Source organism: Sphingomonas panacis, from assembly GCF_001717955.1.
Lineage (GTDB): Bacteria > Pseudomonadota > Alphaproteobacteria > Sphingomonadales > Sphingomonadaceae > Sphingomonas > Sphingomonas panacis.
Map to the genome: position 1 here is coordinate 464,808 of NZ_CP014168.1, position 26,004 is coordinate 490,811.

Genomic DNA, 26,004 nt, shown 5'->3' on the forward strand with positions numbered 1-26,004 from the left:
GCGCCGGCGCACGCCCCGTCCAAAGACTTTCCCGTCATCCGCCCGTGCAGATGCCGTGCAGGCGGCTCAGGCGGCGACCTGCGCAACGAAATCGGCCGCGCTGGTCTTGAGCGTGCCGAGCTTGCCGTTGAGCGTATCGAAGCCGCGCCCGACCTGATCGACGTCGGACGCGACGCTCTCGGTATCCTCGCGGATCGCGGCGATGGTGTGCGACATCGAATCGGCGGCGCGCGCGGTTTCGTCGACGGCGGCGGTGATCGCGGTGGCGGTCTGCGCCTGCGCCTTCATCGCGTGGCGGATTCGGTTGGCGCTGTCCTGCACCTCGGCGACGGTCGACTGGATCGAGGCGTTGGTCACCACGGTCGATCGCGTCGCGGACTGGATCGCGGCGATCTTGGCGGCGATATCGTCGGTCGCGCGCGCGGTCTGCTTGGCGAGGCTCTTCACCTCCTGCGCGACCACCGCGAAGCCGCGCCCGGCATCGCCCGCGCGCGCCGCCTCGATCGTCGCGTTCAGCGCGAGCAGATTGGTCTGCCCGGCGATATCGCGAATCAGGCCGAGGATCGATTCGATCGACTTGGCGTGATCGCTCAGCGCCTCGGACATGCCGACCGCCTGACTCGCCTGCGCCGACGCGCGCGTGGCGATCTCGGCGGCGGCCTCGACTTCGCCGCGCGCATCGTCGATCGCGCGGATGAGGCCAGCCGCGGTCTGCGCCGCATCGCGCATCGTCACCGCCGATTGCTCGGCGGCGGCGGCGACCTGCGAGGTCTTGGCGAGCATCCCGCGAGTCGCGGCCGATGTCCGCACCGAATGCGCGCGCAGCGCCGCGCTGCCTTCGGCCGCGCTTTCAACCACTTCGGTGATGCCCTCGCGGAACTGGGTGGCGAGTCGCTCGCGCGCGACGAGCGCGGCATGCTCCTCATAGCTGCGATAGATCGATCCGGTGACATCGGCCTCCAGTGCCGACAGCCGCATCAGCGCATCGAGCATCGCCGGCAACCGCGCGTCGTCCGCGCTGACCCGCTTGAGCAGCACCGTCAGCGCGACCTGATCGCTCGCGCAGATCATCGCGAGCAGCGCCATCGGCGCGATGCCGCCGCGCGCCGCCGAAGCGACCGAGCGTTCGATCGACTCGATCCACGCGCGCCCGGCGGGATCGAGGAAGCGGTCGCGCAGGAAGGTGCAGCCGATCTCGATCATCCGCTCGGTCTCGTGCCGCGCCCAGACGCGCTCGTCGGAAAAGCGGCGCAGCCACTGCGCCCAATAGCCTTCGGAAATCGCCCGCGCATCGGGTTCGAGGATCGCCCACAACGCGCGACAGGTCGCCAGCATCGCCGGGTCCATGTCGAACGCGCGCATCCGCGCGCCGATATCGAACGTCGCCGCGATGGCACCGGGTGCGGGCAGGTCCGTGAGGGGCAAGCGACGACTCCGAATGCGGGCGCTGGACGCGAATATGCGCCCAACGCCCGAGCTAAAGCGACGCTGGTTAAGGCGAGGTTAGGAACCCCCGGCCAGCCTCCGCCACTCCATATTGCGTCGCAGCGCTTGCATCGGGGCGTGTGCCGACTAATACGGCGCCCACAGCCCGTAAGAGGATCAGCCCTTGGCCAGCCAACGCCCCGCCGCCCGCCCGTTAAGCCCGCACCTCAGCATCTGGAGGTGGGGACCGCATATGACGGTTTCGATTCTCCACCGCGTGACCGGCAGCGGCATGGCGACCGTCGGCACGTTGCTGCTGGTCTGGTGGCTCGCGGCGATCGCCGGCGGCCCGCAGAGCTATGCGGTGTTCCACATGGTCTTCGCCGAATTCGGCAAGGGCGTGCTCGGCTATATCTTCGGGGTCGGGCTGACGCTGTCGTTCTTCCAGCACATGGCGAGCGGCATCCGCCACTTCATCCTCGATACCGGCGCCGGCTACGAACTGAACAGCGCCAAGCGCGCGGCGATGGCGACCTTCATCTTCTCGGTGCTCGCGACGATCGCGTTCTGGGCCTTTCTGCTGGGAGCCAAATAATGCGTGGCGGTACGGAACTCGGCCGCGTCCGCGGCCTCGGCAGCGCCAAGGCCGGCGCGCATCACTGGCTGACGCATCGCATCACCGCGGCGTCCAACCTGTTCCTGATGCTGTGGTTCGTCATCGTCATCGCGCGGCTGCCCGGCTATGATTACGGGACGGTGCGGCCGTGGCTCGCCTCGGCGTGGGTGGCGGTGCCGATGATCCTGCTGATCGTCTCGGTGTTCTGGCACTTCCGGCTCGGCCTCCAGGTCGTGATCGAGGATTACGTCCATGCCGAGACTCGCGTCGCGCTGATGTTCGCGCTCAACTTCTTCGTGGTCGCCACCTCGGCGATCGCGATCTTCTCGATTCTCAAAGTGGCGTTCACCGCCGCCGCCGGAGTGCCCGCCTGATGTCTGACGCCTACAAGATCATCGACCACAGCTACGACACCGTCGTGGTCGGCGCCGGCGGTTCGGGCCTGCGCGCGACGATGGGCAGCGCCGAGGCCGGCCTGCGCACCGCCTGCATCACCAAGGTGTTCCCGACTCGCAGCCACACGGTCGCCGCGCAGGGCGGCATCGCCGCGAGCCTCGGCAACAACACGCCCGATCATTGGACGTGGCACATGTACGATACCGTCAAGGGTTCCGACTGGCTCGGCGACCAGGACGCGATCGAGTACATGGTCCGCGAAGCCCCCGCCGCCGTCTACGAGCTCGAACATGCCGGCGTGCCGTTCAGCCGCAACGAGGACGGCACGATCTACCAGCGTCCGTTCGGCGGGCACATGCAGAACATGGGGGAAGGCCCGCCCGTACAGCGCACCTGCGCCGCCGCCGACCGTACCGGCCACGCGATGCTCCACGCGCTCTACCAGCAGAGCCTCAAGTACGACGCCGATTTCTACATCGAATATTTCGCGCTCGATCTCATCATGGAGAAGGGTGCCGACGGCGTGCCGGTCTGCCGTGGCGTGATCGCGCTCTGCATGGAAACCGGCGCGATCCACCGCTTCCGCGCGCAGGCGGTGGTGCTGGCGACCGGCGGCTATGGCCGCTGTTATTTCTCGGCGACTTCGGCGCACACCTGCACCGGCGACGGCGGCGGCATGGTGCTGCGCGCCGGCCTGCCCCTGCAGGATCTCGAATTCGTCCAGTTCCACCCGACCGGCATCTACGGCGCCGGCGTTCTCATCACCGAGGGTGCGCGCGGCGAAGGCGGCTATCTCACCAATTCCGAGGGCGAGCGCTTCATGGAGCGCTACGCCCCTTCCGCCAAGGATCTCGCCTCGCGCGATGTCGTCTCGCGCTCGATGGCGCTGGAAATGCGCGAAGGCCGCGGCGTCGGCGAGCACAAGGACCATATCTTCCTGCACCTCGATCACATCGATCCCAAGGTGCTGGCCGAACGGCTTCCCGGCATCACCGAGAGCGGCAAGATCTTCGCCGGTGTTGATCTCGCGCGCCAGCCGCTCCCCGTCACGCCGACGGTGCATTACAACATGGGCGGCATCCCGTGTAACTATCACGGCCAGGTCGTCACCAAGGTCGGCGACGATCCCGAAGTCGCCGTGCCCGGCCTGTTCGCGGTCGGCGAGGCGGCGTGCGTCTCGGTCCACGGCGCCAACCGGCTCGGCTCGAACTCGCTGATCGATCTCGTCGTGTTCGGCCGCGCGACCGGCCTGCACCTCAAGGAGACGCTCAAGCCCAACGCCACGCAGCAGCCGCTCCCCAAGGACTCGGCCGATCTCGCGCTCGCGCGGCTCGACCGTTTCCGCAACGCCAACGGCAGCTCGACGACGGCGGAAATCCGGCTCGACATGCAGCGCACGATGCAGAAGCACGCGGCGGTGTTCCGCGACAGCGCGCTGCTCAGCGAAGGCGTCGCCAAGATGCAGCAGGTCAACAAGCGCCTTCAGGACGTCCGCGTCACCGATCGGTCGCTGATCTGGAACACCGATCTGGTCGAGACGCTCGAACTCGACAACCTCATGTGCCAGGCGGTCGCCACGATCACCAGCGCCGAAGCCCGCAAGGAATCGCGCGGCGCCCACGCGCACGAGGATTTCCCCGATCGCGACGACACCAACTGGATGAAGCACACGATTTCGTGGTTCGACGGCTGGGGCGGCTCGGACGGCAAGGTGACGCTCGATTACCGCCCGGTCCACGATTACACGCTGACCGACGACGCCGAGTATATCAAACCGAAGAAACGCGTTTACTAAGAACGCGAACGATGGAGACGCTCCGCTATCCCTATCGCCCCAAGACTTGGGTGATGGCGATGGCGGGGCTGTTCTTCGCCGTATGCGCGGTGGTGCTGGGCTATGCGGCGCGGGACAATGATCGCGGCATGCTCATCAACGGGCTGATTTCGCTCGACTCTGGCCAGGCGGCGATCTTCTACTGGGTGCTGTGCGTGCTCAGCATCGGCTTCGTGATCGCCGGCCTGTTCGGTATCGTCATGTCGCTGCGCGAGCCGCGCGAGGTGGTCGTCGACCGCACCGGCGTCACCCTGCCGGCGGGCCGCTGGTCGAGCGACACGGTGACGATCCCGTTCGCGAGCATCACCGATCTGCGCATCCAGCAGGTCCAGTCGCAAAAATTCCTCATCATCCGCCACAGCGACGGCAAGCATTCGGTCGTCCGCTCGATGATGCCGAACCGCGCCGATTTCGAAACGTTCGCCGAAGCCGTTATCGCCGGCCGCGCCCGCACCCGCTGATCGCACCGAGGGAGACTCGCCATGCCGGACGCCGCCGAACCCGATTACGACCATCTGCTCCGCGCAAACCTGGACCGCGTCTTCAACCAGCGCGACGGCGACGCGCGCGCGGCGGCGCTGGCGGAACTCTACGTCGACCAGCCGGTGATGTACGAACCCGAGGCGATCGTCGAAGGCCGCGCCGCGATCTCCGCCATCGCGGGCGCGCTGCTCGATCGGTTCGGCCCCGATTTCGTCTTCACCCCCGATGGCCCTGCGGTCGGCCACCACGGCCTCGGCACGCTGCACTGGCACGCCGGGCCGAAGGACGGACCCGTCGCGGTGACCGGCGCCGATGTCGCGCAGATCACCGACGGCCGAATCGCGCGGCTCTGGGTGCTGCTCAACCCGCCTGCGGGCTGACCGGGCGCGATGCGGACCCGGCTCAGCATCTGCCGCCGCAAGGCGCGCTTCGCATCGGAGCAGGATGCGCTGGCAACTGCGGAACGTGCCCCGTTCGCGTTGCTACCGTATCGCTGCGATCGGTGCTTCCAGTTCCACCTGACCAGCCGCACCAAGGGCAAGCGGGTGTTCCGGGTTCAAGCCTGATCGGACGCGCGCTCTCACCTCCGTTCGCACTGAGCCTGTCGAAGTGCGTGCAAAGAGCGCTGCGGTGCCTGCCCCGCTTTGCTAGCTCGACACGAATAGAGGCAGGGCACGCTTCCCTCCCCGGTCGTGTCGAGCGAAGTCGAGACACCAGCGCTCCGGTCTGCCCCTCGACGTCGCTCGGGGCGAACGGCTCCTGGGTACGGGTGCGCCGTCTCTCAACCGTTCGCACCCGGCCGGGCGACCCCTGCCGCATGCGGCAACGCCCACGACACGGAGGTCGACTTCGCCCAGCCCTAAGGCCAGTACGGAGCGCCCTCTCCCCGTTCGTGTCGAGCGAAGTCGAGACACCAGCGCTCCGGTCTGCCCCGCGACGTCGCTCGGGGCGAACGGCTCCTGGGCATGAGACCGCTTTCTCCCAACCGTTCGCACTGAGCGAAGTCGAAGTGCGTGCCAAGAGCGCTGCGGTGTTTGGCACGTCCTTCGACGTCGCTCAGGACGAACGGATGGGAAGACGCGACTGCACCGGGCTTCCGACCCTCACCAAGCCAGATCAGCATCGCTCTTGTTGTCGAACCCGTGCCACGCACGCTCCTCGTCGGTGAGCCCTGCCGCACCATCCGCCCAACCCGCATGCGTAGCTTTGCAGCCCGCCGCGCGCTTCGGCAGGGTGCCGGCAGATCACGCCGCCGGCACCCTGCCAAGCCTTACTTCGCCATCGCCGCCGACTGATCGACCGGCACCACCGGCAGCAGCACCGAACTCGCGCCCGCCGCGCCATGTTCGATCGTCACCGTCGCCGCGCGGTAATCGCCCGGCTTGGCGAGGAAGATGTTGGGCACGAAGGTCTGCGGGTTGCGATCATAAAGCGGGAACAGCGAGGACTGGACCTGCACCATGATCTTGTGGCCGGGCAGGAACTCGTGGTTCACCGCCGGCAGGCGGAACTTGTATTCCTGCACCTTGCCCGCCGGAATGGCGGTGGGCTTGGCGAAACTGTCGCGGTAGCGGCCCCGGAAGATATCGAGGCTGATCGGCAGTTGATACCCGCCCATCTTGGGATCGGTGGCATTCTCCTCCGGGAACACGTCGATGATCTTCACCACGAAATCGCCGTCGGTGCCGGTCGTCTTGGCGAAGATATCCGCCCACGGCACGCCCGACACGCGCACCGTCTGAGTCAGCACCGGCGTCGTATAGCTCACCACGTCGGTACGCCCGTCGACCGAGCGCTGGTCGGACACCAGCCAGTCGCCCCAGCGCCCGTCCTTGAAGCTCACCGGGCGCGGCAGATGCGGCACCGGGTTGGCCGGGTCCGACACATAGGAATCCCCGCCGCTCGCCGCTTTCTCGAAAGCGAGGCCCTTGCCGGCTTGCAGATACAGCGGGGTCAGCGGCGTCGCGCAATCCTTCTCGCAGGCGAGCGGCCAGCGGCTGAACCTGTCCCAATGGTTTTCGCCCGTATTGTAGATCGCCGCCGCCGGCAGAGTCACCGCCGGGCCGTCCTTCAGATACTGGTTGAAGAACGGCAGCACCATGTCCTCGCGATATTGCTGCGCGGTGTCGCCATTCCACTGGAACGCGCCGAGGCTGCGCCCCTCGCGGTTGATCTGGCTGTGCCGCCACGGACCCATCACGATGTAGTTGCTCGCGCCCTTGCCGGCCTTGACGAGCGATTCATAGCTGTGGATCGCGCCCCACATATCCTCCTGGTCCCACAGCCCCTGCTCCCAGAGCGTCGGCACGTCGGACGGGCTTTGCGCGAGCAACGTGTCGAGCGCCTGCCCCTGCCAGAACGAGTCATAGGCGGGATGCGCGACCATCCGCTGCCACGCCGGCAACTGGTCGTAACCCGATTGCTTCGCCCAATCGCCCGCCGAGACGTTACGGAAATTCTCGTAATCGTCCCACCCGCCCGAGCGCGGCACCTTGCCCTCGCCCTTGTAGCCGGTCTGCGAACCGATCCAGCCGATGTTGGCGAGCCGGAACGCGCCGTAATGGAACCAGTCGTCGCCCATCCAGCCGTCGATCATCGGGCTTTGCGGCGCCGCGACCTTCAGCGCCGGATGCGGATGGAGCAGCGCCATCACCACGGTGAAGCCTTCGTAGGACGATCCGATCATGCCGACCTTGCCGTTCGATTCGGGCAAATTGGCCTTGTTCACCAGCCAGTCGATCGTGTCATAGGCGTCGGTGGTGTGATCGACCTTGGTCGGGTTGAGCGGGCCGATCACCGGGCGCGTGACGACATATTGGCCTTCCGAGCCGTATTTGCCGCGAATGTCTTGATAGACGCGGATATACCCCGCCTTGACGAACATCTCGTCGGCGAGCGGCAGCGTCGAGAGTTCGGACGGGCTGTCCATCCGGTTGGCGCGGCCCTTGGCGTTGTACGGCGTGCGTGTCAGCACGATCGGCGCGTTGGTCAGTCCCTTCGCGTAGACGATGACGGTGTAGAGCTTGGTGCCGTCGCGCATCGGGATCATCACCTCGCGCTTGACGTAATCGCGCGCCGCCTCGGGCTGGGTGAACTTGGCGGGAATGTCGCCGCCCGGCGGGGGCGGGCTCTTGTCGCCGACCTGTGCGGCGGCGGGGCTGAGCGCGAGGGCGGTGGCAGCGAGCAGGAAGAGCTTGGCGCGCATCGGTGAGGGCGACCCTTTTTCGTTTCTGATGCAACAGCCTAGAGCGCCGGACGGGTAGGTTTCAAGCGCGATCCCCTTGGCTTGCGCATTGACTGCGCGCGCTCCGCAAGCGAGCACATGTGAACAGTCCATTGGAAATCCTGCATGCCCCTGCGTCCGCTCCGAGCGCTGCTGCTCGCCGCCCTGCTGCTCTCCGTCGCCGCCTCCGCGCAGCCGTCCAAGCGCACGCCCTCGCGTCCACCCGCCGCCGAGCAGGATGAGGACGAATTCGCCGACTATGCCGCCGAAGGCTTCCAGTTCGAACATGGCCGAGACCCCGGCTGGCAACTCGCCGAACATCGCCGGCTCGATCGCGCGCTCACCGCGCTCCAGCCGCAGCGCAAGGGCGTGGTCGATGCCTATGTGCTGGTCGCGGGGCTCGACAGCGACCCCGTGTTCGGCCGCGAGGCGCGCGAGGCCGGCAAGGTGCTCGCCCGCCGCTACGATGCCGCCGGCCGAACGATCGTCCTCGCCGGCCCCGACGGACGCGGCGCGGATACGCTCGCACGCGGCTCGCCCGACAATATCGCGGCGGCACTCGCCCGCATCGCCGAGCTGATCGACAAGACCGAGGACGTGCTGGTCCTCTACACCACCAGCCACGGCGCGCCCTACGGCATCGTCTATGAGGACGGCGAGTCCGGCGTCGGCGCGGTCGCACCGGCGCGGTTGGCGGCGATGCTCACCACGCTCGGGCTGAAACGCCGGCTGGTGATCGTCAGCGCCTGCTATTCGGGCGTGTTCGTGGCCCCGCTCGCCAGCGCCGACGGCGTGGTGATGACCGCCGCCGCCGCCGATCGCTCCTCGTTCGGCTGCGAGGCCGACAGCGACTGGACCTTCTTCGGCGACGCGCTCGTCAACCACGCGCTTCGCAAGGATCAGCCCTTCGCATCGGCCGCGAAGGACGCGACGACGCTGATCACCAGATGGGAAACGCAGGGCAAGCTGCGCGCCTCCAACCCCAAACTCGCGATCGGCGCGCGCACGGCGCGCTGGCTCGCCCCGCTCGACCGCCGCATCCCCGACGGCGCGACCACCCCGGTCGGCCGCCCCGCCACCAGCCTGTTCGCGCGCAAAGCTGGCTGAGCGCAGCGCATGTCGATCGGCGTAACCCTCGTCGTTCTGCTCGCGGCACTGCTCCACGCGAGCTGGAACGCGATGCTGCGCGCCGGCACCGACCGTCTGTGGTCGATGACGGTGATGTGCATCGCGGTCGCCGCCGCCTGTGCGCTCGCCGCGCCCTTCCTGCCAATGCCGGCACGCGCGAGCTGGGGCTGCGCGATCGCCTCGGCGGTGCTCCACGTCGGCTACAATCTGTTCCTCGTCCGCACCTATCGCAGCGGCGATCTCGGCCAGACCTACCCGATCGCGCGCGGCACCTCGCCGCTGCTGGTGTCGCTCGGCGCGGCGCTGTTCGCGGGCGAATGGCCCGACGGTATCAGCATGGCCGGCGTGCTGCTCGTCTCGGGCGGAATCCTCGCGCTCGCGTTCCAGGGTCGGCGCGTCGGGCTGAACAGCCTGCCCTATGCGCTCGGCACCGGCTGCTTCATCGGCGCGTACAGCGTCACCGACGGCATCGGCGCGCGGCTGTCGGGCGCGCCCGTCGCCTACACCGTGTGGATGTGCCTGATGTGGGGCGTGCTGATGCCGCCGGTCTACGTGCTGCTGCGCGACGGACGCTCGCTGATCCGCGGCCGGCGCGAAACCGCGCTGGCGGCGGGCGGCGGCCTCGTCTCGCTCGCGGCGTACGGCATCGTCATCGTCGCGATGGCGTTCGGGCCGATGGGATCGGTCTCGGCGCTGCGCGAGACCAGCGTGGTGTTCGCCGCGCTGATCGGCCGTGTCTTCCTCCACGAACGACTCACGTTCGGGCGGATCGCGGCGTGCAGCGTCGTCGCGATCGGCGCGATATGCATCGGCCACCAAAGCGCGAAGCCGCCGCATCCGCCAATCCGCATCGCGCCGCGCTGAAGGCGGGAACTCTCGCGCCGCCGGGCAGTTTCCGCGCGCATGTCGATGACCCGTTATCCGCTGCTCGCCCGCCCGCACATCCGCCTGTCGGGCACGGTCGATCAGGCGATGTACACCACCTTCCGCGAAGCGCTCGACACCTGCCCGGGCGAGGGCACCATCGTCATCGCGCTGACCACGCTCGGCGGCGATCCCGAGGTCGCGCGCACGATGGCCGACGATATCCGCCTGCTCACCGAGCATGACGGGCGCGAGATCCTGTTTCTCGGCAAGGTCGCGGTCTATTCGGCGGGCGCGACCTTGATGTCGGCCTTCCCGGTCGAGCGCCGCTTCCTCACCCGCCACACCCGGCTGATGATCCACGAGCGGCTGATCCAGAAGCAGCTCGACATCAACGGCCCGCTGCGCATGTGCGTCGCCTCGATCAAGGCCGCCCTCCACGAGATCGAACATTCGATCCTGATCGAGGAGGAAGGCTTCCGCGATCTCGTCAAAGGCAGCCGGGTCGATTTCGACACGCTGCGCGAGAAGGCGCCCTCCAACTGGTATATCGAGGCCGAGGAAGCGCGCGATCTCGGGCTGGTGCTCGACGTGATTTAAGAAAGTTTGCGGCTGAGCCGGGCGTTGCTCTAGGAGGCCGCATGACCAACATCCTCCTCACCGGATCGTCGCGCGGCATCGGCGCGGCGATCGTCACCGCGCTCGATCTGCCCGGCGTTGCGCTGATCGGCCAAGCCACCCGCAGCACCGCCGCCAACACGATCGCCGCCGACTTCGGCGATCCTGCCGCGCCGCACGCGCTCTGGCACGCCGCGCTCGACCGCTTCGGTGGCGAGATCGACGTGCTCGTCAACAATGCCGGCGTGTTCGAGGCCAATCCGCTGGAGGGCGACGACTGGGTCGCCGGCTGGGAGCGCACCCTGCGCATCAACCTCACCGCCTCCGCCGAACTCTGCCGCCTCGCCGTACTCCACTGGCAGACGCGCGGCACGCCCGGCCGGATCGTCAACGTCGCCAGCCGCGCCGCCTATCGCGGCGACAGCCCGGCGCACTGGCATTATGCCGCCTCCAAGGCCGGCATGGTCGCGATGACCAAGACGATCGCGCGCGGCTATGCGCGCGAGAACATCCTCGCCTTCGCGGTGTGCCCCGGCTTCACCATGACCGGCATGGCCGAGGACTATCTCGCCAGCCGTGGCGGCGATACACTTCTCGCCGACATCCCCTTGGGCCGCGTCGCCGACCCTGCCGAGATCGCCACCACCGTCAAATTCCTCGCGCTCGAAGCGCCGCCCTCGATGACCGGCGCGGTGATCGACGTGAACGGAGCCAGCTATGTCCGCTGATCCCACCGAAAGCTGGAAGCTCACCCTCCCCTGCACCCGCGCCGAGGCCGAGGCGATCGACATGGGAGAGGGCCTCGAAGGGTTCGATCCCTCCCCCGTCATCATCACCAGCGAGGAGATCGAGGACGATCCGCTGAGCTGGCGGCTCGACGCCTATTTCAGCGGCAAGCCCGACGCCACGATCGTCGCAGCGGTGCGTGCGCTCGCGCCGAGTTCGGCCGCCGTAAAGGCCAAGGCCGAGCGCGTTCCCGACGAGGACTGGATCACGCTCAGCCAGGCCGGAATCGAGCCCGTCCACGCCGCGCGCTTCTACGTCCACACCAGCGCCAACAAGGGCGATGTGCCGCCGGGCGCGCACGCCTTCCACATCGAGGCGAGCCGCGCGTTCGGCACCGGCCACCACCAGACCACCACCGGCTGCCTGCTCGCGCTCGACGCGATGAAGGTACAGGGGAAGCGCTTCCGCAACATCCTCGATCTCGGCACCGGCACCGGGCTGCTCGCCTTCGCCGCGCTGCATCTGTGGCCGCGCGCGTATGCCACCGCGTCGGACATCGACGCCGCCGCGATCTCGATCACTGAGGAGAACGCCGAAGTAAACGGCATCCCGCTCGGCGCGGGACCGGGCGCTCTCGCGCTGGCGGCGGCGCCCGGCCTCGAACACCCACTGCTGATCGGCCGCGCGCCCTATGATCTGATCGTCGCCAACATCCTCGCCGGCCCGCTGATCGGCCTCGCCCCCACCATCGCGATGGCGCTCGCCGAGGGCGGGACATTGGTTCTCGCCGGGCTGCTCGACTGGCAGGCCAAGTCGGTCACACAAGCCTATCGCCGCCAGGGGCTGATGCCCGTCTCCGCCAACGCGATCGGCGACTGGCCGACGCTCACCCTGCGCAAACGCGCCCGCTACGGCGCCGCGCGCGTGACCCGGCTCGGGCCGGGCGGCGCCAACGACGCGCCCGGCTTCGGAAGCTGGTGACGCGCTGACCGTGGGGGATCGCACACCAACGCGATCCCCGCGCCGGCCAGATAGGCGAGGAAATCCCACGGATCGAAGCCGGTGCCGAGCACAACGCGCGCGACCGCATTGCCCGCGAGGCCAAGCCGATCGACCAGATAGACCGCCTGCCCAACCTCGACCGCACACGCGATCGCAAACGCCACGACCACCGCGCCGACACGCGGCAACCGGGTGAGCGCACGAAGCCCGAGATACACCAGCACCACCGCGAGCACGTCGCCGACATGCGGGCGGACGAAGCGGTCATGCACGAACAGCGCGATCGCCACCTCGATCGCGAACAGCACGAGCGTTGCAAGTGCGTAGGGGAGGCGGAAGGTCATAATGGGGGTGTAGCACCGGGCGATGCAGGGGTGATGCAGGCGGCGTGGGGATGTATGAAGCCCGTGAGCTTTGTATCAGGAATGTCCGGATCTGGCGAAAGCGGACTTTAAAGCCCCTCCCTGGAAGGGAGGGGTTGGGGGTGGGTCGGCCCGGTCATGTGCTCGACAGCCGCCATGATCGCCTCGGCTACGCCGTCTGCGTTGTCGCGAACGTCACTGTTCCAATACCGCAAGACTCGCCAGCCGAGGCCTTCGAGGAACAGCGTGCGCGTATCATCGTAGCCGACGGCATCGAGATGCTGACGACCGTCGAGTTCGACCGCAAGCTTGATGGAGCGGCACGCGAAGTCGAGGATATAGCTGCCGACCGGAAGTTGCCGCGTGAAGCGAGGACTCAGGTGGCGAAGACGTGGCCACAAGGCGCGCTCTTCCGCAGTGGCCGCGTTGCGCAACCGGCGGGCGTTTGCCGTCAGGCGGGGCGCGACTCTGGGCATCGCATGAGGATGCCGTTCGACGAAATCGAGAGCAACCCACCCCCGACCCCTCCCTTCCAGGGAGGGGAGCAGAACGTCCAACAGCCGACGGCACCTATCTGCCGCTTTCCTGTCCTAAAGTCGCCAGTCGGCTTCCCGGCGGACGCGTTTTCATTCGCGGTGGCGCTTTCAGTCCTCAAACTATCCACAGCAAGTACTCGGGAAGTCGCGCGATGGCTGCTATTCGGAACTCCCAAACGACCTCAGGCGAACTGAAGGGTTCCGCCAAGGGGAAAGATCATTCCACACAAATTTCCCACCTCGATTGCCCGCGGCACGCTTCGCTGCCACGATCACTTTATGAGCAATTATCAGACGTTGCGCTCCTTCGGCCAAAGCGTTGTGGTCGTACTTTCGATCGTAGTGACCGCAGCGTGTTCACCGCCGAGCACGTCCGATGATACAGACATCCCGAGTGGAACGGCTAAGCTATTCGCCAAACTGAAATCTATGGACGGAAAATCCGGCACGTTCGAGGGCATCTATCAGCCGCTCAACGAAGGGGCCGCATTTCACTTCTGCACGAAAGACGAATGCCCCGACGTGAAACAACTATATTGCAATCCGGAGTTTAGCACCCAGGCGGCGTCTGCCTTACATAAGATCTGGAGCGATCATGATGGCGAAAAAATCTACGTGATTGCATCCGGCACTATTCACACGGGTGCAAAGACGGGCCGGATGGAGGGGTATGGCCATCTTAATCACGACGTCTGTGAAATAGAAATATCACGGGTTCAACAAGCGAGGATCGTCAAAACAACTCTCGTTAGATCCAAGAGATTTCCGCTTCTGACCACGCCACCCTAAGTCGACACACTTCTCACTCCCATGATCCTAGCTTCGGTGAGGGTCGAGCCGCCCGCGAACGCTCGAAGTTGGACGTTTTCTTCCGCATATTTTTTGCCCCAAAGCGGAACCGGCTGTGCTTAACGAAATGCTTCCTTGGAGGAGGCGGACAGGCAAGATGCAAGCACAGAATCGGCGCGTTCGGATTTTAGCTCAATAACCAACGAATTCATCCAGACTGCTTCAGGAGGCAAATGGAATTTTTGCCCCAAATCTTCGCTTCGCCTGGTCCAATAAAAATTTTGCTTGGTGATGATCCTCAACATGTTAGGGAATTTAGAAAGCAGGGATTTCCCAAAGTCTGTATAGGCCCTGCACTCCAGCGCCTGCTTGAAGGCGGCTTCATCGTCGATCTGAGCCGCAATGACAGGAGTGTCAGCAAACAGAATCGCCGATGCCATAATCATTGCTACAGTCATTTTTGCCCTTGTACGCCAAAGTGAATATTATCTTTGAATAGCCGCCCATCGTCCCGAAAATCAATTCGCCGCCCGAGTGTGATTTTGGCCGACCGCTTTCCGCGCCGTTTGGTCAACCACATGTTCAGCCCGGCACCTTCCCCCGCGCATACTCCTGCGTCCCCAGCGTCAGCACCGCATCCCCCGCGACGATCTCGCCCACCGCGATATCCGCCTGCCCTCGGATCGCATCGTACAAGGGCGCGAAATCGGTCTCGACGGTCACGCGCAGCAATGCGTCGAAGCTCGGGATGACGAAGTAGTTCTGCTGGAAATCGTCGATCCGGTATTCGGTCCGCATCACCCGCTCCAGATCGAAGCCGATCCGGTTGGGGCTGGCGTCCTCCAGCGCGAAGCGGCTCTCGGCGAAGCTCGACACGATGCCCGCGCCATAGATGCGCAACCCCTCCGGCTCGGCGACCAGCCCGAACTCGACCGTGTACCAGTACAGCCGCGCGAGATATTTGAGCGCGTGCATCCCGTTGGCGCGAAGCCCGCCCTGCCCGTAGGCGACCAGATAGTCCGCGAACGCCGGGTCGGCGAGCATCGGCACATGCCCGAACACGTCATGGAAGACATCGGGCTCCTGGAGATAGTCGAGCTGGTCGCGGCGGCGGATGAAATTGCCCGCGACGAAGCGGCGGTTGGCCATATGCTCGAAGAACACGTCGTCGGGCACCAGCCCCGGCACCGCGACGACCTGCCAGCCGGTCAGCGCCATCAGCCGGTCGGACAGTTCCTCGAAATCGGGGATACCCGGTTTGGACAGCCGCAGCACGTCGAGCCCGCGCAGATACGCATCGGAGGCGCGCCCCGGCAGCAGCTTCGCCTGGCGCGCGAACAGGGTGTCCCACACCGCATGGTCTTCGGGTGTGTAATGCGCCCAGTTCTGCGGCACGGTCCAGTCGGCGGCGGCGCCCTCAGGCGGGTGGATAAGCGTTTCCTCTGTCACTGCGGCAGCGTATCACGCGCCGGGTTGGCGGGGAACATGCGTGCGGCGATTCTGGTTACATTTGCTACGAAATGTCTGCGTGGGGCTGGTGCTGCTCGTGCTGGGCTATGCCGGTGCCGGCCTGATCGGCGGCGCGATCCCGACCAACACGAGCTGGCGCGAACCCGCCGATGGCGTGCGGATTCAGGTGTCGAGCAACGGAGTCCACACCGGCCTGATCGTGCCGCTCGTCGCCGCCGGCGTGGATTGGCGCGACCTGATCCGCCCGGAGGATCTGGCCGACCCGCTCTACGCGAATTATCCCGCTATTACAATAGGTTGGGGAGAGCGTGCGTTCTACCTCGAAACCCCGACCTGGGCCGACGTCAAGCCCCTCACCGTCCTCGCCGCCGCGCTCGGCACCGACAGCGTTGTGGCTCACGTTGATCATCTTCCCTGGCCAACGCCCGACCCCGACAGCCGCGTCATCACGCTCCGCCCGCAGGAATACCGCCGCCTCGCCGCCTTCATCCGCGCCAGCTTCGCGCCCCGCGGCTGGCACCGCACCGGCTATTTCCGCAACGACGCGTTCTACGCCGCCCGCGGCCGCTACAGCGCGCTGCGGACATGCAACGCATGGACCGGCGACGCGTTGAGATACGCAGGCGTCCGCGTCGGTGCGTGGACGCCCTTTCCGACGACGGTGATGCAATGGTTCAAGACGTAGCGGCGCTTCCTCCCTCGAAATTGCTCTGGGCCGCCGAACTGCCGCGCGGAATGTGGGGCCTCGCCGAACTGCTTGGCGCCCGCGCGCGGCTGAAGAGCGCGCCGAAGGGCGACGGCCGGCCGGTGATGATCCTGCCCGGCCTCGTCAACACCGATCGCTCGAACCTGCTGCTGCAACGCTTCCTCCGCCGGCTCGGCTACCGCGTCGAAGGCTGGGGCCTCGGCCGCAACCTCGGCACGCGCGCGATCGGCCGCGAGGGCGAGGTGCTGATGCAACGCATCGCCGCGCTCCACCGCGAGACCGGCGAGCCGGTGACGCTGATCGGCATCAGTCTCGGCGGCATCATGGCGCGCATCGCGGCGCACCGCGCGCGCGCGTCGGTCCGCGAAGTCATCACGATCAGTTCGCCCTATGCCGGCTCGGCCCGCGCGACCAACGTCTGGCGCTCGTTCGAATTCTTCACCGGCGACCGGATCGACGACGATCACGTCCGCGCGCAGGCGGCACTCGCCGCCAAGCCGTTGCCTGTCCCCGAAACCGCGATCTGGAGCCGAAGCGACGGTCTCGTCGCTGGCGAGATCTGTCACACGCGCGGTGCCCGCGCGATCGAGGTGCGCAGCAGCCACATCGGAGTGCAGTGGCGCGCCGAAGTGATGCTCGCGGTCGCCGGCGTTCTCGCCGGACGCTGATCCGTCGTTACGCCAGCTCGACGCCCTGCGCGGCGGCCCAATCCGACAGCGCGGCGCGCATGTCGCGTGGTGGCGCTGCGAGCAGGCTTTCCATCTTCACCAGCAGCGCGGCGCGGTCGAGCGAGCGCACCATCGCCTTGACCGGGCCAACCGCCGCCGGCGTGATCGAAAGCCGGTCGATGCCGAGACCGATCAGCGCCATCGCCTCCAGCGTGCGGCCGCCCATCTCGCCGCACACGCCGAGTTGCACGCCGGCCGCGCGGCACGGCTCGACCAGCCGGCGCAGGAAGCGCAGGATCGCGGCGCTGAGCCAATCGTAGCGCTCGGCGAGCTTGGGATTCGCGCGGTCGGCGGCGAACAGGAATTGCGTCAGATCATTGGTGCCGACCGAGAGAAAGTCGAGCTTGGGCAACAGCAGATCGAGCTGCTCGGCGAGCGCGGGGACTTCTAGCATCGCGCCATAGCGGATCACCAGAGGCATCATCTTGCCGCGCCGGATCAGCCACGCGCGCTGAGCCTCGAACAAGGCGCGCGCTTCCTCGAACTCCCACGGCTCGGATACCATCGGGAACATCACGTTGAGCGTGCGGCCACCCGCCGCCTCGAGCAGCGCGCGCGCCTGCGCCTTCATCAATCCCGGCCGTTCGAGAGCCAGCCGCAATGCGCGCCAGCCCATCGCCGGATTTTCTTCATCCTCGTCCTTACTGAGGTACGGCAGCGCCTTGTCGCCGCCGATATCGACGGTGCGGAAGATCACCGGGCGTTCGCCGGCCGTCTCCAGCACGTCGCGGTAGAGGCGTTGCTGGCGTTCGCGCGCGGGCAATGTCGAGGAGACGAGGAACTGGAATTCGGTGCGGAACAGGCCAATGCCGTCGGCGCCTGTCAAATCCAGCGCGGCAACGTCGTCGCGCAGGCCCGCGTTGACCATCACCGTCACGCGGTGGCCGTCTTTGGTCACCGGCAATTCGTTCCTGAGTGACGCGAACGCGGCGCGGCGTTTCTGGCGAAGTTCCTGCTTGGCCTCGAATGCCTCTTCCATCGAAGACGACGGCCGTGCGAACACATGCCCCGCCGTCACGTCGAGGAGCAGCGCGTCGCCTTCGCTGATGAGCCGCCGCACGCTCTTGACGCGGCCGAGCACCGGCACGCCCATCGCGCGCGCGACGATCGTGACGTGCGCGGTGAGCGAGCCTTCCTCCAGCACCACGCCTTTGAGGCGGCGGCGATCATATTCGAGCAGCTCGGCGGGGCCGAGATTGCGGGCGATCAGGATGGTGTCCTGGCGCAGGCCCATTTGCGCCGCGGTGCCGAGCTGGCCCGAGACGATGCGGAGCAGGCGGTTCGACAGATCCTCGAGATCGTGCATCCGGTCCGCGAGCAGCGGATCGTCGATCTGGCGCATCCGCATGCGAGTGCGCTGTTGGACTCGCTCGATCGCGGCCTCCGCGGTCAGGCCGCTGTCGATGGCTTCGTTGATGCGGCGCGCCCAACCCTCGTCGTAGGCGAACATCTTATAGGTCGCGAGCACCTCTTCATGTTCGCCACCTATGCCGAATTCGGCTTCGCGCGCGATCCGGTCGATCTGCTCGCGCATCTTGTCGAACGCGGCGTAGACCCGGTGGCGCTCGGCCTCGACATCCTCGGCGACGGTGTGTTCGACGACGATGCGCGGCTGGTGATAGACCGCGAAGCCGCTCGCCATGCCATCGACCAGCTTGAGGCCGACGATGCGGATCGGCGCGGTCGGCTGGACCCGCGCGGCGGCGGCGCCCGCGCCATCGACCAGATCGGCGTTGGCGATCAGTTCGGACAGCACCATCGCCACGGTCTGCAACGCCTCGATCTCGACATCGTCGTAGCGGTGCGGATCGGCATGCTGGACGCACAAGACGCCCACGGCGCGCTCGCGCCGGATGATCGGTACGCCGGCGAAGCTGTGATATTTGTCCTCGCCGGTTTCCGGCCGATAGGCGAAATCGGGGTGCGATGCGGCCTCGTCCAGGTTGAGCGTCTCGACATTCTGCGCGATCGTGCCGACCAATCCCTCGCCCGGCGCGAGCTTGGTGACATGGACGGCCTCCTGCGCCAGCCCGCGCGTCGCGTAGAGTTCGAGCGCACCATCGCGCAGCAGATAGATCGAGCAGACCTCGCTCGCCATGCCCTCGCCGACGATCTGGACGACCGAATTGAGCTTCGCCTGTGCGGGCGTGCGCGACGCCATCACATCGTGGAGGCGAACCAGGATTTCGCGCGCGGAGGCAACGGCGGTGAGCATATGCGATTCGCTATCAGAATGCCGCGGGGCGATCCATCGTGCGGCGCACAACAAATGATTGCACGCGCAGAATATTCAGTCGAACAGCCCGTCTTGGCTTCCCGCCGGCGGGTTGAGGCCGAGATGCTTCCAGCCGCCCGCGTTGAGACAGCGCCCGCGCGCCGTCCGCGCCACCAGACCGAGCTGGATCAGATAGGGTTCGATGACTTCCTCGACCGTGTCGCGTGGCTCGCTGAGCCCCGCCGCGAGCGTCTCGACGCCCACCGGGCCGCCGCGGTAGATATCGGCGATCATCATCAAATAGCGCCGGTCCATCGCGTCGAGCCCGAGCCCATCGACTTCGAGCCGGTTGAGCGCTGCGTCGGCGGCGCGCGCATCGACGCTGTTATGGCCGGCGGCATGCGCGAAATCGCGCACGCGGCGCAGCAGCCGTCCGGCGATGCGCGGCGTGCCGCGCGCGCGCCTAGCGATTTCGCGGGCACCATCGGCTGTGATCCCAAGCCCGAGCAGCGCCGCCGCACGGGTGACGACGCGTTCCAGTTCATCGACGGTGTAGAAGCTCAACCGAACCGGAATGCCGAAGCGATCGCGCAGCGGCGTGGTGAGCAGCCCCTGCCGCGTAGTCGCGCCGACCAGAGTGAAACGGGGCAGATCGATCCGCACGGAGCGCGCCGACGGCCCCTCACCGATCATCAGATCGAGCGCGCGGTCTTCCATCGCCGGGTACAGCACTTCCTCGACCGCCGGCTGGAGCCGGTGGATCTCGTCGATGAACAGCACGTCGCCGTCTTCGAGGTTGGTGAGCAAGGCGGCGAGATCGCCCGACTTGGCGATCACCGGACCAGAGGTAGCGCGGAATCCCACTCCCATCTCGCGCGCGATGATCTGCGCGAGCGTCGTCTTGCCGAGGCCCGGCGGACCGAAGAACAGCACATGATCGAGCGCATCGCCGCGCGCGCGCGCCGCCGCGATGAACACGCGCAGGTTTTCGCGCGCCGCCTTCTGGCCGACGAAATCGTCAAGCGACTTGGGGCGCAGCGCCGCGTCGACGTCCTCGGGGCGGCGCGTGGGTGCGAGCAGGCGGTCAGGATCGTCCATCGGCCCGTTCCCTACCTGTTCGCGACCTGCCCTGTCGAGCGGTCAATATCGGCGCGTCAGCCCAGCGGGTTAGCACTCGTCGGCGGCGCGGCGGGTTGCGTCGATCGCGCGCAGGCGAGCAGATAGCGCGCAAGCGGATCGACAAACTGCAACGACAGCGGGCGCGTTGCACCGATCAACCGGCCGCAGGCGACGCCGACCGCAGTGCGTGCGGGGAGATCGAGCCGCCCCGTCACGATCGCCTCGGCAAAGGCCGGCTCGCTACGGAGATCGACGACCAGCCTGTCGAAGAGAGTGGCGGTGTTGGCCGGGGCGCCCCGTACCGCATCGCCGAACGTCGCGATCAAAAGGCGCGCCCATTGCTCGGGGTCGGCCGGGCCTGCCGCGTGCAATTCGGTCTCGCGTTTCATTTGCTCGCGATAGGCGTCGCGGCTGATCCGGCCTGGATGGTCGTCGCTCGGCACGAACGGACGCCACCCCTTATCGGCGCTGCGGATCAGCGGCGTGCCGCAGCGAACGCAGAGCGTCCGAAGATCGACGTGATCGTGCCATACGCGGCGGTGTGACCTGCGATGACCGATCACGGCACAAAGCGGTTTCATGAGGATCGACATGTCGCCGCTATACGCTGGTTTGTTACAAACGTTACGTCACTGGAATGATTTTTTTTCGGATCAGCCGGAAATTTGCGCCCGAATGAACCGTTGAGAAACCGCTCTTGTCCGGCTTGTCCGAGAGGCGTACAGGAGCCGCCCAGTTTCATGGAGCAGCCGCGGACCTATGCGTCGCGGACCGGCGACTGACCATGAGGAGGACGCTGCCGCGCAGCGCCCCCGCCCGTCGGGCACAGGTATAGCAGGCGGCGCGCAGGAGTATGATGCAATGTCTGGAGTTATAAAAGCTGCGGCGATCGGCCGGGGTGCTGTTTTCGCGTGCGCGCTGTTCGGCGCGACCGCTGTGGCGACACCCGCGTTGGCCGACCCGATCGATGTCATCACCAGCATCCGTGTGGCGAAGCTCGCGCCGCCGGCGACCCCCGCCGAGCACGCCGCGTTGCGCCAGCGCATCGCGCGCGCGGCCGAGAGCGCCTGCGGCTCCGACGAGCGCAGCCTCGCCGAATATCGCTATGCGGTTCGCCAGTCGCCGTGCTTCCGCGAAAGCTACAGCACCGCGATGGAAGAGTTGAACACGCGCTGGGGCACCGCCACCGCCGGCGGCGGGCGCTGAGCTTTCCGACCGCCCGCCCTTGTGGCGGGCGGTCGATCGCCACTATTTCGCGGCCTTGCGCAGCGCGAGCCGTACCAAAGCATCTAACGTCGCGCCCGCGCCTAGATCCTCCTCCGCCGCAGCCACCGCGCTTGAGGCTTCCGCCGGGCGGAAGCCGAGGTTGAGCAGCGCCGACACCGCATCCGCGCCCGCGCCGACCGGCGCGACCGCCGGTGTCGCGCCGCCGAGTACGACCCCGCCGATCCGGTCCTTCAATTCGCGCACGATCCGCTCGGCGAGTTTGGGGCCGACGCCGTTGGCGCGCGCCACCATCGCCTTGTCCTGGGCGGCGATCGCGCGGGCGAGTTCGGATGGATCGAGCGCGGACAGGATCGCCAGCGCGACGCGCGCCCCTACGCCCTGCACGCCGGTGAGCAAGCGGAAGGCATCACGTTCGGATGCGGTCGCGAAGCCGACGAGACGGAGGAAATCCTCGCCGACCAGCATCTCGGTGTGCAGCATCACCGCTTCGCCGACCGCGCCGATCGCCGACAGCGTGCGTGTCGAAGCCCCGACCAGATAGCCGACGCCGCCGACATCGACGATGGCGTGGTCCAGCCCGGTCGAGTCGAGCCGGCCCTTGAGGTGCGCGATCATGTCAGGAGAGCCGGGCTATCGCGTTCATACGGGTACATATGCGGAACGGCGCGGGCGAGGAAAGCGAAAAGATCGGTTCACGCGGCGGCGGGGAGATAGGCCGAGGGTTTCCGCAGCTTATCCCGTTCTCCCGCGAAAGGGGGCGTCCTGAGCCACAAGCGATCCGCTGAGTGGCTCTGGACCCCCGCGTTCGCGGGGGAACGGTTAGCCGTCGACCCCTACGCGAACCTTATCGCCCCGCGAGCGAGCGCGCGCTGGCGAGGTGGTGCGCGTGACAGATCGCCACCGCGAGCGCGTCGGCGGCGTCGGGGCCGTCGATCTTCACGCCGGGCAGCAGCCGCGCGACCATCGCGTGAACCTGCGCCTTTTCGGCCGCGCCGGTGCCGACCACCGCTTTCTTGACCAGCCGGGCGGCATATTCGCCGACGTCGATGCCGCCGCGCGCGACCGCACAGATCACCACGCCCCGCGCCTGGCCGAGCTTGAGCGTCGATTGCGGGTTGGCGTTGACGAACACTTCCTCGACGGCGGCGGCTTGCGGAGCGTGATCGAACATCAAAGCCGACAGCATCGTGTCGAGATGGGTTAGCCGGCGCGCGAGCGGGGCGGCGCTGTCAGTCTTGAGGCGGCCGTTGGCGAGGTGCGACAGCCGGTTGCCCTCGGCGCGGATCAGTCCCCAGCCCGTGATACCAAGGCCGGGGTCGAGGCCGAGGATGATCATCGAATCTCCCCTCCCGCTTGCGGGAGGGGCCGGGGGAGGGCGTGTCGAAACCGAAAAGACCGTATTGGGGAGGACAGGCCCTCCCCTAGCCCCTCCCGCAAGCGGGAGGGGGATTTCGTCACGCCAGCTTCTCCATAACCGCGTCGGAGACTTCGTAATTGCCCCAGACGGTCTGGACGTCGTCATCGTCGTCGAGCGTGTCGATCAGCTTGAACAGCAAGGCCGCGTCGTCCTCGCCGACCTCGACCATCGTCTGCGGCTTCCAGGCGAGCTTGGCGCCTTCGGGTTCGCCGAGCACGGGGGTGATCGCCTTGACGACCTCGTGCAGATCGCCCTGTGCGGTCCAGATCTCGTGGCCGTCCTCGGACGAGGTGACATCCTCAGCACCGGCATCGAGCGCCGCCTCGAACACCTTTTCGGCATCGCCGACGCTCGCCGGATAGGTGATGAGCCCGACCCGGTCGAACGCGTGGCTCACTGAGCCCGACGCGCCGAGATTGCCGCCGTTGCGCGAGACCGCGATCCGCACGTTGGTGGCGGTCCGGTTGCGGTTGTCCGACAGCGCTTCGATGATGAGGCTGACGCCGCCGGGGCCGAAGCCCTCGTAGCGGATTTCCTCATAGGTCTCGGCATCGCTGCGCGAGGCCTTGTCGATCGCGCGCTGGATATTGTCCTTGGGCACCGACTGCGCCTTGGCGGCGTTGACGGCGGCGCGCAGCCGCGGGTTCATGTCCGGATCGGGCAGGCCCATCTTCGCCGCGACGGTGATTTCGCGGCTGAGCTTCGAGAACATGCCCGAACGCTTCTTATCCTGCGCACCCTTGCGGTGCATGATGTTCTTGAACTTGGAATGGCCTGCCATTGGAAACGTCCCGAAAGATTCTAACGCGCCTGACGATCTTGATCCGTTCGTCCTGAGTGGCGACTGAGCGAAGCCGAAGGCGCGTATCGAAGGATGTGCCCCGCATCCTGTCCTTCGATACGGGTCTTCGACACGCTCAGCCCTACTCAGGACGAACGGAAAAAGCGAGTAGCCGCGCCTGGCGTCACGCCAGCCCCAGTGCCTGCTTGTACGTCTCGAGCAGCATCTCCGCCTCGTCGCGGTGGTGCTTCTCCATCTTGCGCAGGCGGACGATCGTGCGAATCGTCTTGACGTCGAAGCCGGTCGATTTGGCCTCGCCGTAAACGTCCTTGATGTCGTCAGCGATGCCCTTCTTTTCTTCCTCGAGGCGCTCGATACGCTCGATGAGAAGGCGAAGCTGGTCGGCGGCGATGGTCTCGCTCATGTGGTGTCCCCCAAGGGTATGAATGGCTGAAAGCGAGCGCCTTTAAGCGAGCGCCGCCGCCACGTCACCCCCCGGACTCGCGTCACGCGTTCCTGGCGACGCTCTCCTGCATGCGCGCGATCTGTTCGGGGGTGGCGGCGGTCTGGTGCTCGGCCTTCCACTGCGCATAGGGCATTCCGTAGACAATCGCGCGGCCGGCATCCTTGTCGAGTTGGCCATCGCTCGCCTCGGCCACCCAATCCCCCAGGCAGTTGCGGCAGAAGCCGGCCAGCCCCATCAAGTCGACGTTCTGCGCGTCGCTGCGGTGGCGCAAATGGTGGACCAGCCGGCGGAACGCGGCGGCCGCGACCGTGTCGTCGAGATCTTCGATCGTCGTCATTGGTGTCTTTCCGTGGTTGATCGGTGGTAGATAGGGGCTAGAGGGGCACGCGCAAACCGATGGGAACAGCCATGACGAAGACCATCCACCCGCGTTCGCGCAAAGTCCGAATCCTCGCGACGCTCGGCCCCGCCAGCAGCAGCCCCGAGCAGATCGCCGCGCTGTACGAAGCGGGCGCCGACGCGTTCCGAATCAACATGAGCCACGGCGACCAGCAATCGAAGGTCGCGGTAATCGCGGCGATTCGCGAACTGGAAACGATCTATCGCCGCCCGACCACGATCCTCGCCGATCTGCAGGGGCCGAAGCTGCGTGTCGGCAAGTTCGCCGACGGCAAGGCCGAACTGGTCAAGGGCGCGACCTTCATCCTCGATCGCTCGTCCGAACTTGGCGACGCCGGCCGCGCCGAACTGCCGCACCGCGAGATCTTCGCGGCGATCGAGCCGGGCGCCAGGCTGCTGCTCGACGACGGCAAGCTGGTGCTGCGCGTGACCGAACATGACGCCGACCGGATCGTCACCGAAGTGATCGTCGGCGGCTGGCTGTCGAACAACAAGGGCCTCAACGTGCCCGACGTGGTGGTGCCGATGGCGGCGCTGACGGAGAAGGACCGCAGCGACCTCGCCTTCGCGTGCGACCAGGGTGTCGACTGGATCGCGTTGTCGTTCGTGCAGCGGCCGGAAGATCTTGCCGAGGCGCGCAAGCTGATCCAGGGGCGTGCGGCTTTGCTCGCTAAGATCGAGAAGCCGAGCGCGATCGAGCGGCTCGAGGAGATCGTCGAGATGTGCGACGGCGTGATGGTCGCGCGTGGCGATCTCGGCGTCGAGCTGCCGCCCGAGACGGTGCCGCCGCTCCAGAAGCGAATCATCGAGGTTTCGCGCCGGCTGGGCCGCCCGGTGGTGGTGGCGACTCAGATGCTCGAATCGATGATCACCTCGCCGTCACCAACTCGCGCGGAAGTGTCCGACGTGGCGACCGCGATCTATGACGGCGCCGATGCGATCATGCTGTCGGCGGAAAGCGCGTCGGGCTCCTGGCCGACCGAGTCGGTGGCGATGATGGATGCGATCGGCGCCGCGGTCGAGCGCGATCCCACGCACGGCGACCGAATCCACTTTACCGTGACGCGCCCCGACCCGACCACCGCCGACGCGCTGGCCGAGGCCGCCAAGAACATCGCAGCGACGGTGTCGGCGGTCGCGATCATCTGCTTCACCGCCTCGGGATCGACCGCGCGCCGCGTGGCGCGCGAGCGGCCCGGCGTGCCGCTGATGGTGCTGACGCCCAAGCCCGAGACGGCGCGGCGATCGGGGCTGCTGTGGGGCGCCTATCCGATCCTCACCAAGGACGTCACCTCGTTCGAGGAGATGGTTTCCAAGTCGAAGCGGATGGCGCTGCGCCACGGCATCGCCAAGGCGGGCGACCGGGTCATCATCATGGCGGGCGTGCCATTCGGGACGCCGGGGTCGACCAACGTACTGCATGTGGTGCGGATCGTCGGCGATGAGCTGAACGGCTATTCGAGCTGATTCGCCC

At 66.9% G+C, this 26,004-nt stretch carries 30 protein-coding genes; 16 read left to right on the forward strand and 14 right to left on the reverse strand.

Features of this window, described 5'->3' with window-relative positions; all coding sequences use genetic code 11:
* Positions 1 to 66 precede the first annotated feature (66 nt).
* Entirely contained in the window at positions 67 to 1,410 is a 1,344-nt protein-coding gene (locus J0A91_RS02035) for a methyl-accepting chemotaxis protein (protein ID WP_069206947.1), read from the reverse strand.
* A gap of 199 nt (positions 1,411 to 1,609) precedes the next feature.
* On the opposite strand from J0A91_RS02035, the gene sdhC reads away from it, so the two are divergent.
* From sdhC to J0A91_RS02065, 6 genes are read left to right on the forward strand one after another with little or no spacing between them, the layout of a single operon-like run.
* Positions 1,610 to 2,020 carry a succinate dehydrogenase, cytochrome b556 subunit gene (sdhC, locus tag J0A91_RS02040; protein WP_069203516.1) on the forward strand — a complete coding sequence of 137 codons (411 nt, stop codon included), beginning with the start codon at positions 1,610 to 1,612 and terminating at the stop codon, positions 2,018 to 2,020.
* On the forward strand, positions 2,020 to 2,415 hold the full coding sequence (sdhD, locus tag J0A91_RS02045; protein WP_069203517.1) for a succinate dehydrogenase, hydrophobic membrane anchor protein: 396 nt from the start codon (positions 2,020 to 2,022) through the stop codon (positions 2,413 to 2,415). Before sdhC ends, sdhD begins: the two co-directional genes overlap by 1 nt.
* Positions 2,415 to 4,232 carry a succinate dehydrogenase flavoprotein subunit gene (sdhA, locus tag J0A91_RS02050; RefSeq protein ID WP_069203518.1) on the forward strand — a complete coding sequence of 606 codons (1,818 nt, stop codon included), beginning with the start codon at positions 2,415 to 2,417 and terminating at the stop codon, positions 4,230 to 4,232. Before sdhD ends, sdhA begins: the two co-directional genes overlap by 1 nt.
* A gap of 11 nt (positions 4,233 to 4,243) precedes the next feature.
* Positions 4,244 to 4,732: a hypothetical protein gene (locus J0A91_RS02055; RefSeq protein ID WP_069203519.1), complete on the forward strand. Its 489-nt coding sequence runs from the start codon at positions 4,244 to 4,246 to the stop codon at positions 4,730 to 4,732.
* Positions 4,733 to 4,753: 21 nt separating this feature from the next.
* On the forward strand, positions 4,754 to 5,134 hold the full coding sequence (locus J0A91_RS02060) for a nuclear transport factor 2 family protein (protein ID WP_069203520.1): 381 nt from the start codon (positions 4,754 to 4,756) through the stop codon (positions 5,132 to 5,134).
* A 9-nt stretch (positions 5,135 to 5,143) separates the two neighbouring features.
* Positions 5,144 to 5,320 carry a hypothetical protein gene (locus J0A91_RS02065; RefSeq protein ID WP_169833068.1) on the forward strand — a complete coding sequence of 59 codons (177 nt, stop codon included), beginning with the start codon at positions 5,144 to 5,146 and terminating at the stop codon, positions 5,318 to 5,320.
* A 704-nt stretch (positions 5,321 to 6,024) separates the two neighbouring features.
* Here J0A91_RS02065 and J0A91_RS02070 read toward each other — a convergent pair.
* The gene (locus J0A91_RS02070; protein ID WP_069203521.1) at positions 6,025 to 7,959 is read right to left on the reverse strand and encodes a CocE/NonD family hydrolase; all 1,935 of its coding nucleotides are present in this window, start codon (positions 7,957 to 7,959) and stop codon (positions 6,025 to 6,027) included.
* Positions 7,960 to 8,103: 144 nt separating this feature from the next.
* Here J0A91_RS02070 and J0A91_RS02075 point away from each other — a divergent pair, with 144 nt between their 5' ends.
* The 5 genes from J0A91_RS02075 to J0A91_RS02095 are packed head-to-tail and all read left to right on the forward strand — an operon-like array spanning position 8,104 to position 12,294.
* Positions 8,104 to 9,084: a C13 family peptidase gene (locus J0A91_RS02075; RefSeq protein ID WP_069203522.1), complete on the forward strand. Its 981-nt coding sequence runs from the start codon at positions 8,104 to 8,106 to the stop codon at positions 9,082 to 9,084.
* Between the two features lie 9 nt (positions 9,085 to 9,093).
* Positions 9,094 to 9,969 carry a DMT family transporter gene (locus J0A91_RS02080; protein WP_069203523.1) on the forward strand — a complete coding sequence of 292 codons (876 nt, stop codon included), beginning with the start codon at positions 9,094 to 9,096 and terminating at the stop codon, positions 9,967 to 9,969.
* Positions 9,970 to 10,008: 39 nt separating this feature from the next.
* Complete coding sequence (locus tag J0A91_RS02085) at positions 10,009 to 10,569, forward strand: ClpP family protease (protein ID WP_069203524.1); 561 nt, start codon at positions 10,009 to 10,011, stop codon at positions 10,567 to 10,569.
* A 41-nt stretch (positions 10,570 to 10,610) separates the two neighbouring features.
* Positions 10,611 to 11,315, forward strand: coding sequence for an SDR family NAD(P)-dependent oxidoreductase (locus tag J0A91_RS02090; RefSeq protein WP_069203525.1), 705 nt, complete (start codon positions 10,611 to 10,613; stop codon positions 11,313 to 11,315).
* A complete protein-coding gene (locus tag J0A91_RS02095) occupies positions 11,305 to 12,294 on the forward strand; it encodes a 50S ribosomal protein L11 methyltransferase (RefSeq protein WP_069203526.1) in 990 nt (329 codons plus the stop codon). Before J0A91_RS02090 ends, J0A91_RS02095 begins: the two co-directional genes overlap by 11 nt.
* On the opposite strand, the gene J0A91_RS02100 is transcribed toward J0A91_RS02095, so the two are convergent.
* Together J0A91_RS02100 and J0A91_RS02105 are read right to left on the reverse strand one after the other, a co-directional pair.
* The gene (locus J0A91_RS02100; protein WP_083224455.1) at positions 12,222 to 12,659 is read right to left on the reverse strand and encodes a ribosomal maturation YjgA family protein; all 438 of its coding nucleotides are present in this window, start codon (positions 12,657 to 12,659) and stop codon (positions 12,222 to 12,224) included. The two genes, J0A91_RS02095 and J0A91_RS02100, sit on opposite strands and share 73 nt — an antisense overlap.
* Before the next feature lie 107 nt (positions 12,660 to 12,766).
* On the reverse strand, positions 12,767 to 13,078 hold the full coding sequence (locus J0A91_RS02105) for an endonuclease domain-containing protein (protein ID WP_338056944.1): 312 nt from the start codon (positions 13,076 to 13,078) through the stop codon (positions 12,767 to 12,769).
* A gap of 414 nt (positions 13,079 to 13,492) precedes the next feature.
* Between J0A91_RS02105 and J0A91_RS02110 the strand changes: the two genes are divergently transcribed.
* A complete protein-coding gene (locus J0A91_RS02110) occupies positions 13,493 to 14,002 on the forward strand; it encodes a hypothetical protein (protein WP_069203529.1) in 510 nt (169 codons plus the stop codon).
* A gap of 119 nt (positions 14,003 to 14,121) precedes the next feature.
* On the opposite strand, the gene J0A91_RS02115 is transcribed toward J0A91_RS02110, so the two are convergent.
* A complete protein-coding gene (locus J0A91_RS02115; protein WP_150126801.1) occupies positions 14,122 to 14,460 on the reverse strand; it encodes a hypothetical protein in 339 nt (112 codons plus the stop codon).
* Between the two features lie 124 nt (positions 14,461 to 14,584).
* Positions 14,585 to 15,451, reverse strand: coding sequence for a phenylalanine 4-monooxygenase (gene phhA / locus J0A91_RS02120; RefSeq protein ID WP_069203531.1), 867 nt, complete (start codon positions 15,449 to 15,451; stop codon positions 14,585 to 14,587).
* A gap of 79 nt (positions 15,452 to 15,530) precedes the next feature.
* Here phhA and J0A91_RS02125 point away from each other — a divergent pair, with 79 nt between their 5' ends.
* Both J0A91_RS02125 and J0A91_RS02130 read left to right on the forward strand, forming a co-directional pair.
* Positions 15,531 to 16,157 (forward strand): TIGR02117 family protein, encoded by a 627-nt coding sequence (locus J0A91_RS02125; RefSeq protein WP_240502168.1) that lies wholly within the window; start codon positions 15,531 to 15,533, stop codon positions 16,155 to 16,157.
* Positions 16,142 to 16,846, forward strand: a complete 705-nt coding sequence (locus J0A91_RS02130) for a lipase family protein (protein ID WP_069203533.1) — start codon at positions 16,142 to 16,144, stop codon at positions 16,844 to 16,846. Before J0A91_RS02125 ends, J0A91_RS02130 begins: the two co-directional genes overlap by 16 nt.
* 7 nt (positions 16,847 to 16,853) lie before the next feature.
* Here the strand turns inward: J0A91_RS02130 and ptsP are convergent, their stop codons facing one another.
* The 3 genes from ptsP to J0A91_RS02145 all read right to left on the reverse strand — a co-directional run bounded on the left by ptsP (position 16,854) and on the right by J0A91_RS02145 (position 20,821).
* Positions 16,854 to 19,121: a phosphoenolpyruvate--protein phosphotransferase gene (gene ptsP, locus J0A91_RS02135; RefSeq protein ID WP_069203534.1), complete on the reverse strand. Its 2,268-nt coding sequence runs from the start codon at positions 19,119 to 19,121 to the stop codon at positions 16,854 to 16,856.
* A gap of 75 nt (positions 19,122 to 19,196) precedes the next feature.
* Positions 19,197 to 20,219 carry a Holliday junction branch migration DNA helicase RuvB gene (gene ruvB, locus J0A91_RS02140; protein WP_069203535.1) on the reverse strand — a complete coding sequence of 341 codons (1,023 nt, stop codon included), beginning with the start codon at positions 20,217 to 20,219 and terminating at the stop codon, positions 19,197 to 19,199.
* A gap of 56 nt (positions 20,220 to 20,275) precedes the next feature.
* Positions 20,276 to 20,821: a hypothetical protein gene (locus J0A91_RS02145; protein ID WP_150126802.1), complete on the reverse strand. Its 546-nt coding sequence runs from the start codon at positions 20,819 to 20,821 to the stop codon at positions 20,276 to 20,278.
* Between the two features lie 280 nt (positions 20,822 to 21,101).
* On the opposite strand from J0A91_RS02145, the gene J0A91_RS02150 reads away from it, so the two are divergent.
* A complete protein-coding gene (locus J0A91_RS02150) occupies positions 21,102 to 21,446 on the forward strand; it encodes a UrcA family protein (RefSeq protein WP_069203537.1) in 345 nt (114 codons plus the stop codon).
* A gap of 42 nt (positions 21,447 to 21,488) precedes the next feature.
* Here the strand turns inward: J0A91_RS02150 and ruvA are convergent, their stop codons facing one another.
* The 5 genes from ruvA to J0A91_RS02175 form a co-directional block, all read right to left on the reverse strand.
* Positions 21,489 to 22,082 (reverse strand): Holliday junction branch migration protein RuvA, encoded by a 594-nt coding sequence (ruvA, locus tag J0A91_RS02155; RefSeq protein WP_069203538.1) that lies wholly within the window; start codon positions 22,080 to 22,082, stop codon positions 21,489 to 21,491.
* A gap of 229 nt (positions 22,083 to 22,311) precedes the next feature.
* A complete protein-coding gene (ruvC, locus tag J0A91_RS02160; RefSeq protein WP_069203539.1) occupies positions 22,312 to 22,803 on the reverse strand; it encodes a crossover junction endodeoxyribonuclease RuvC in 492 nt (163 codons plus the stop codon).
* A 118-nt stretch (positions 22,804 to 22,921) separates the two neighbouring features.
* Positions 22,922 to 23,665, reverse strand: a complete 744-nt coding sequence (locus J0A91_RS02165) for a YebC/PmpR family DNA-binding transcriptional regulator (protein ID WP_069203540.1) — start codon at positions 23,663 to 23,665, stop codon at positions 22,922 to 22,924.
* 184 nt (positions 23,666 to 23,849) lie between these two features.
* Positions 23,850 to 24,089: a DUF2312 domain-containing protein gene (locus tag J0A91_RS02170; protein ID WP_010160912.1), complete on the reverse strand. Its 240-nt coding sequence runs from the start codon at positions 24,087 to 24,089 to the stop codon at positions 23,850 to 23,852.
* Positions 24,090 to 24,171: 82 nt separating this feature from the next.
* Positions 24,172 to 24,468 carry a DUF1244 domain-containing protein gene (locus tag J0A91_RS02175; protein WP_069203541.1) on the reverse strand — a complete coding sequence of 99 codons (297 nt, stop codon included), beginning with the start codon at positions 24,466 to 24,468 and terminating at the stop codon, positions 24,172 to 24,174.
* Positions 24,469 to 24,539: 71 nt separating this feature from the next.
* On the opposite strand from J0A91_RS02175, the gene pyk reads away from it, so the two are divergent.
* On the forward strand, positions 24,540 to 25,997 hold the full coding sequence (pyk, locus tag J0A91_RS02180; protein WP_069203542.1) for a pyruvate kinase: 1,458 nt from the start codon (positions 24,540 to 24,542) through the stop codon (positions 25,995 to 25,997).
* Positions 25,998 to 26,004: the final 7 nt, after the last annotated feature.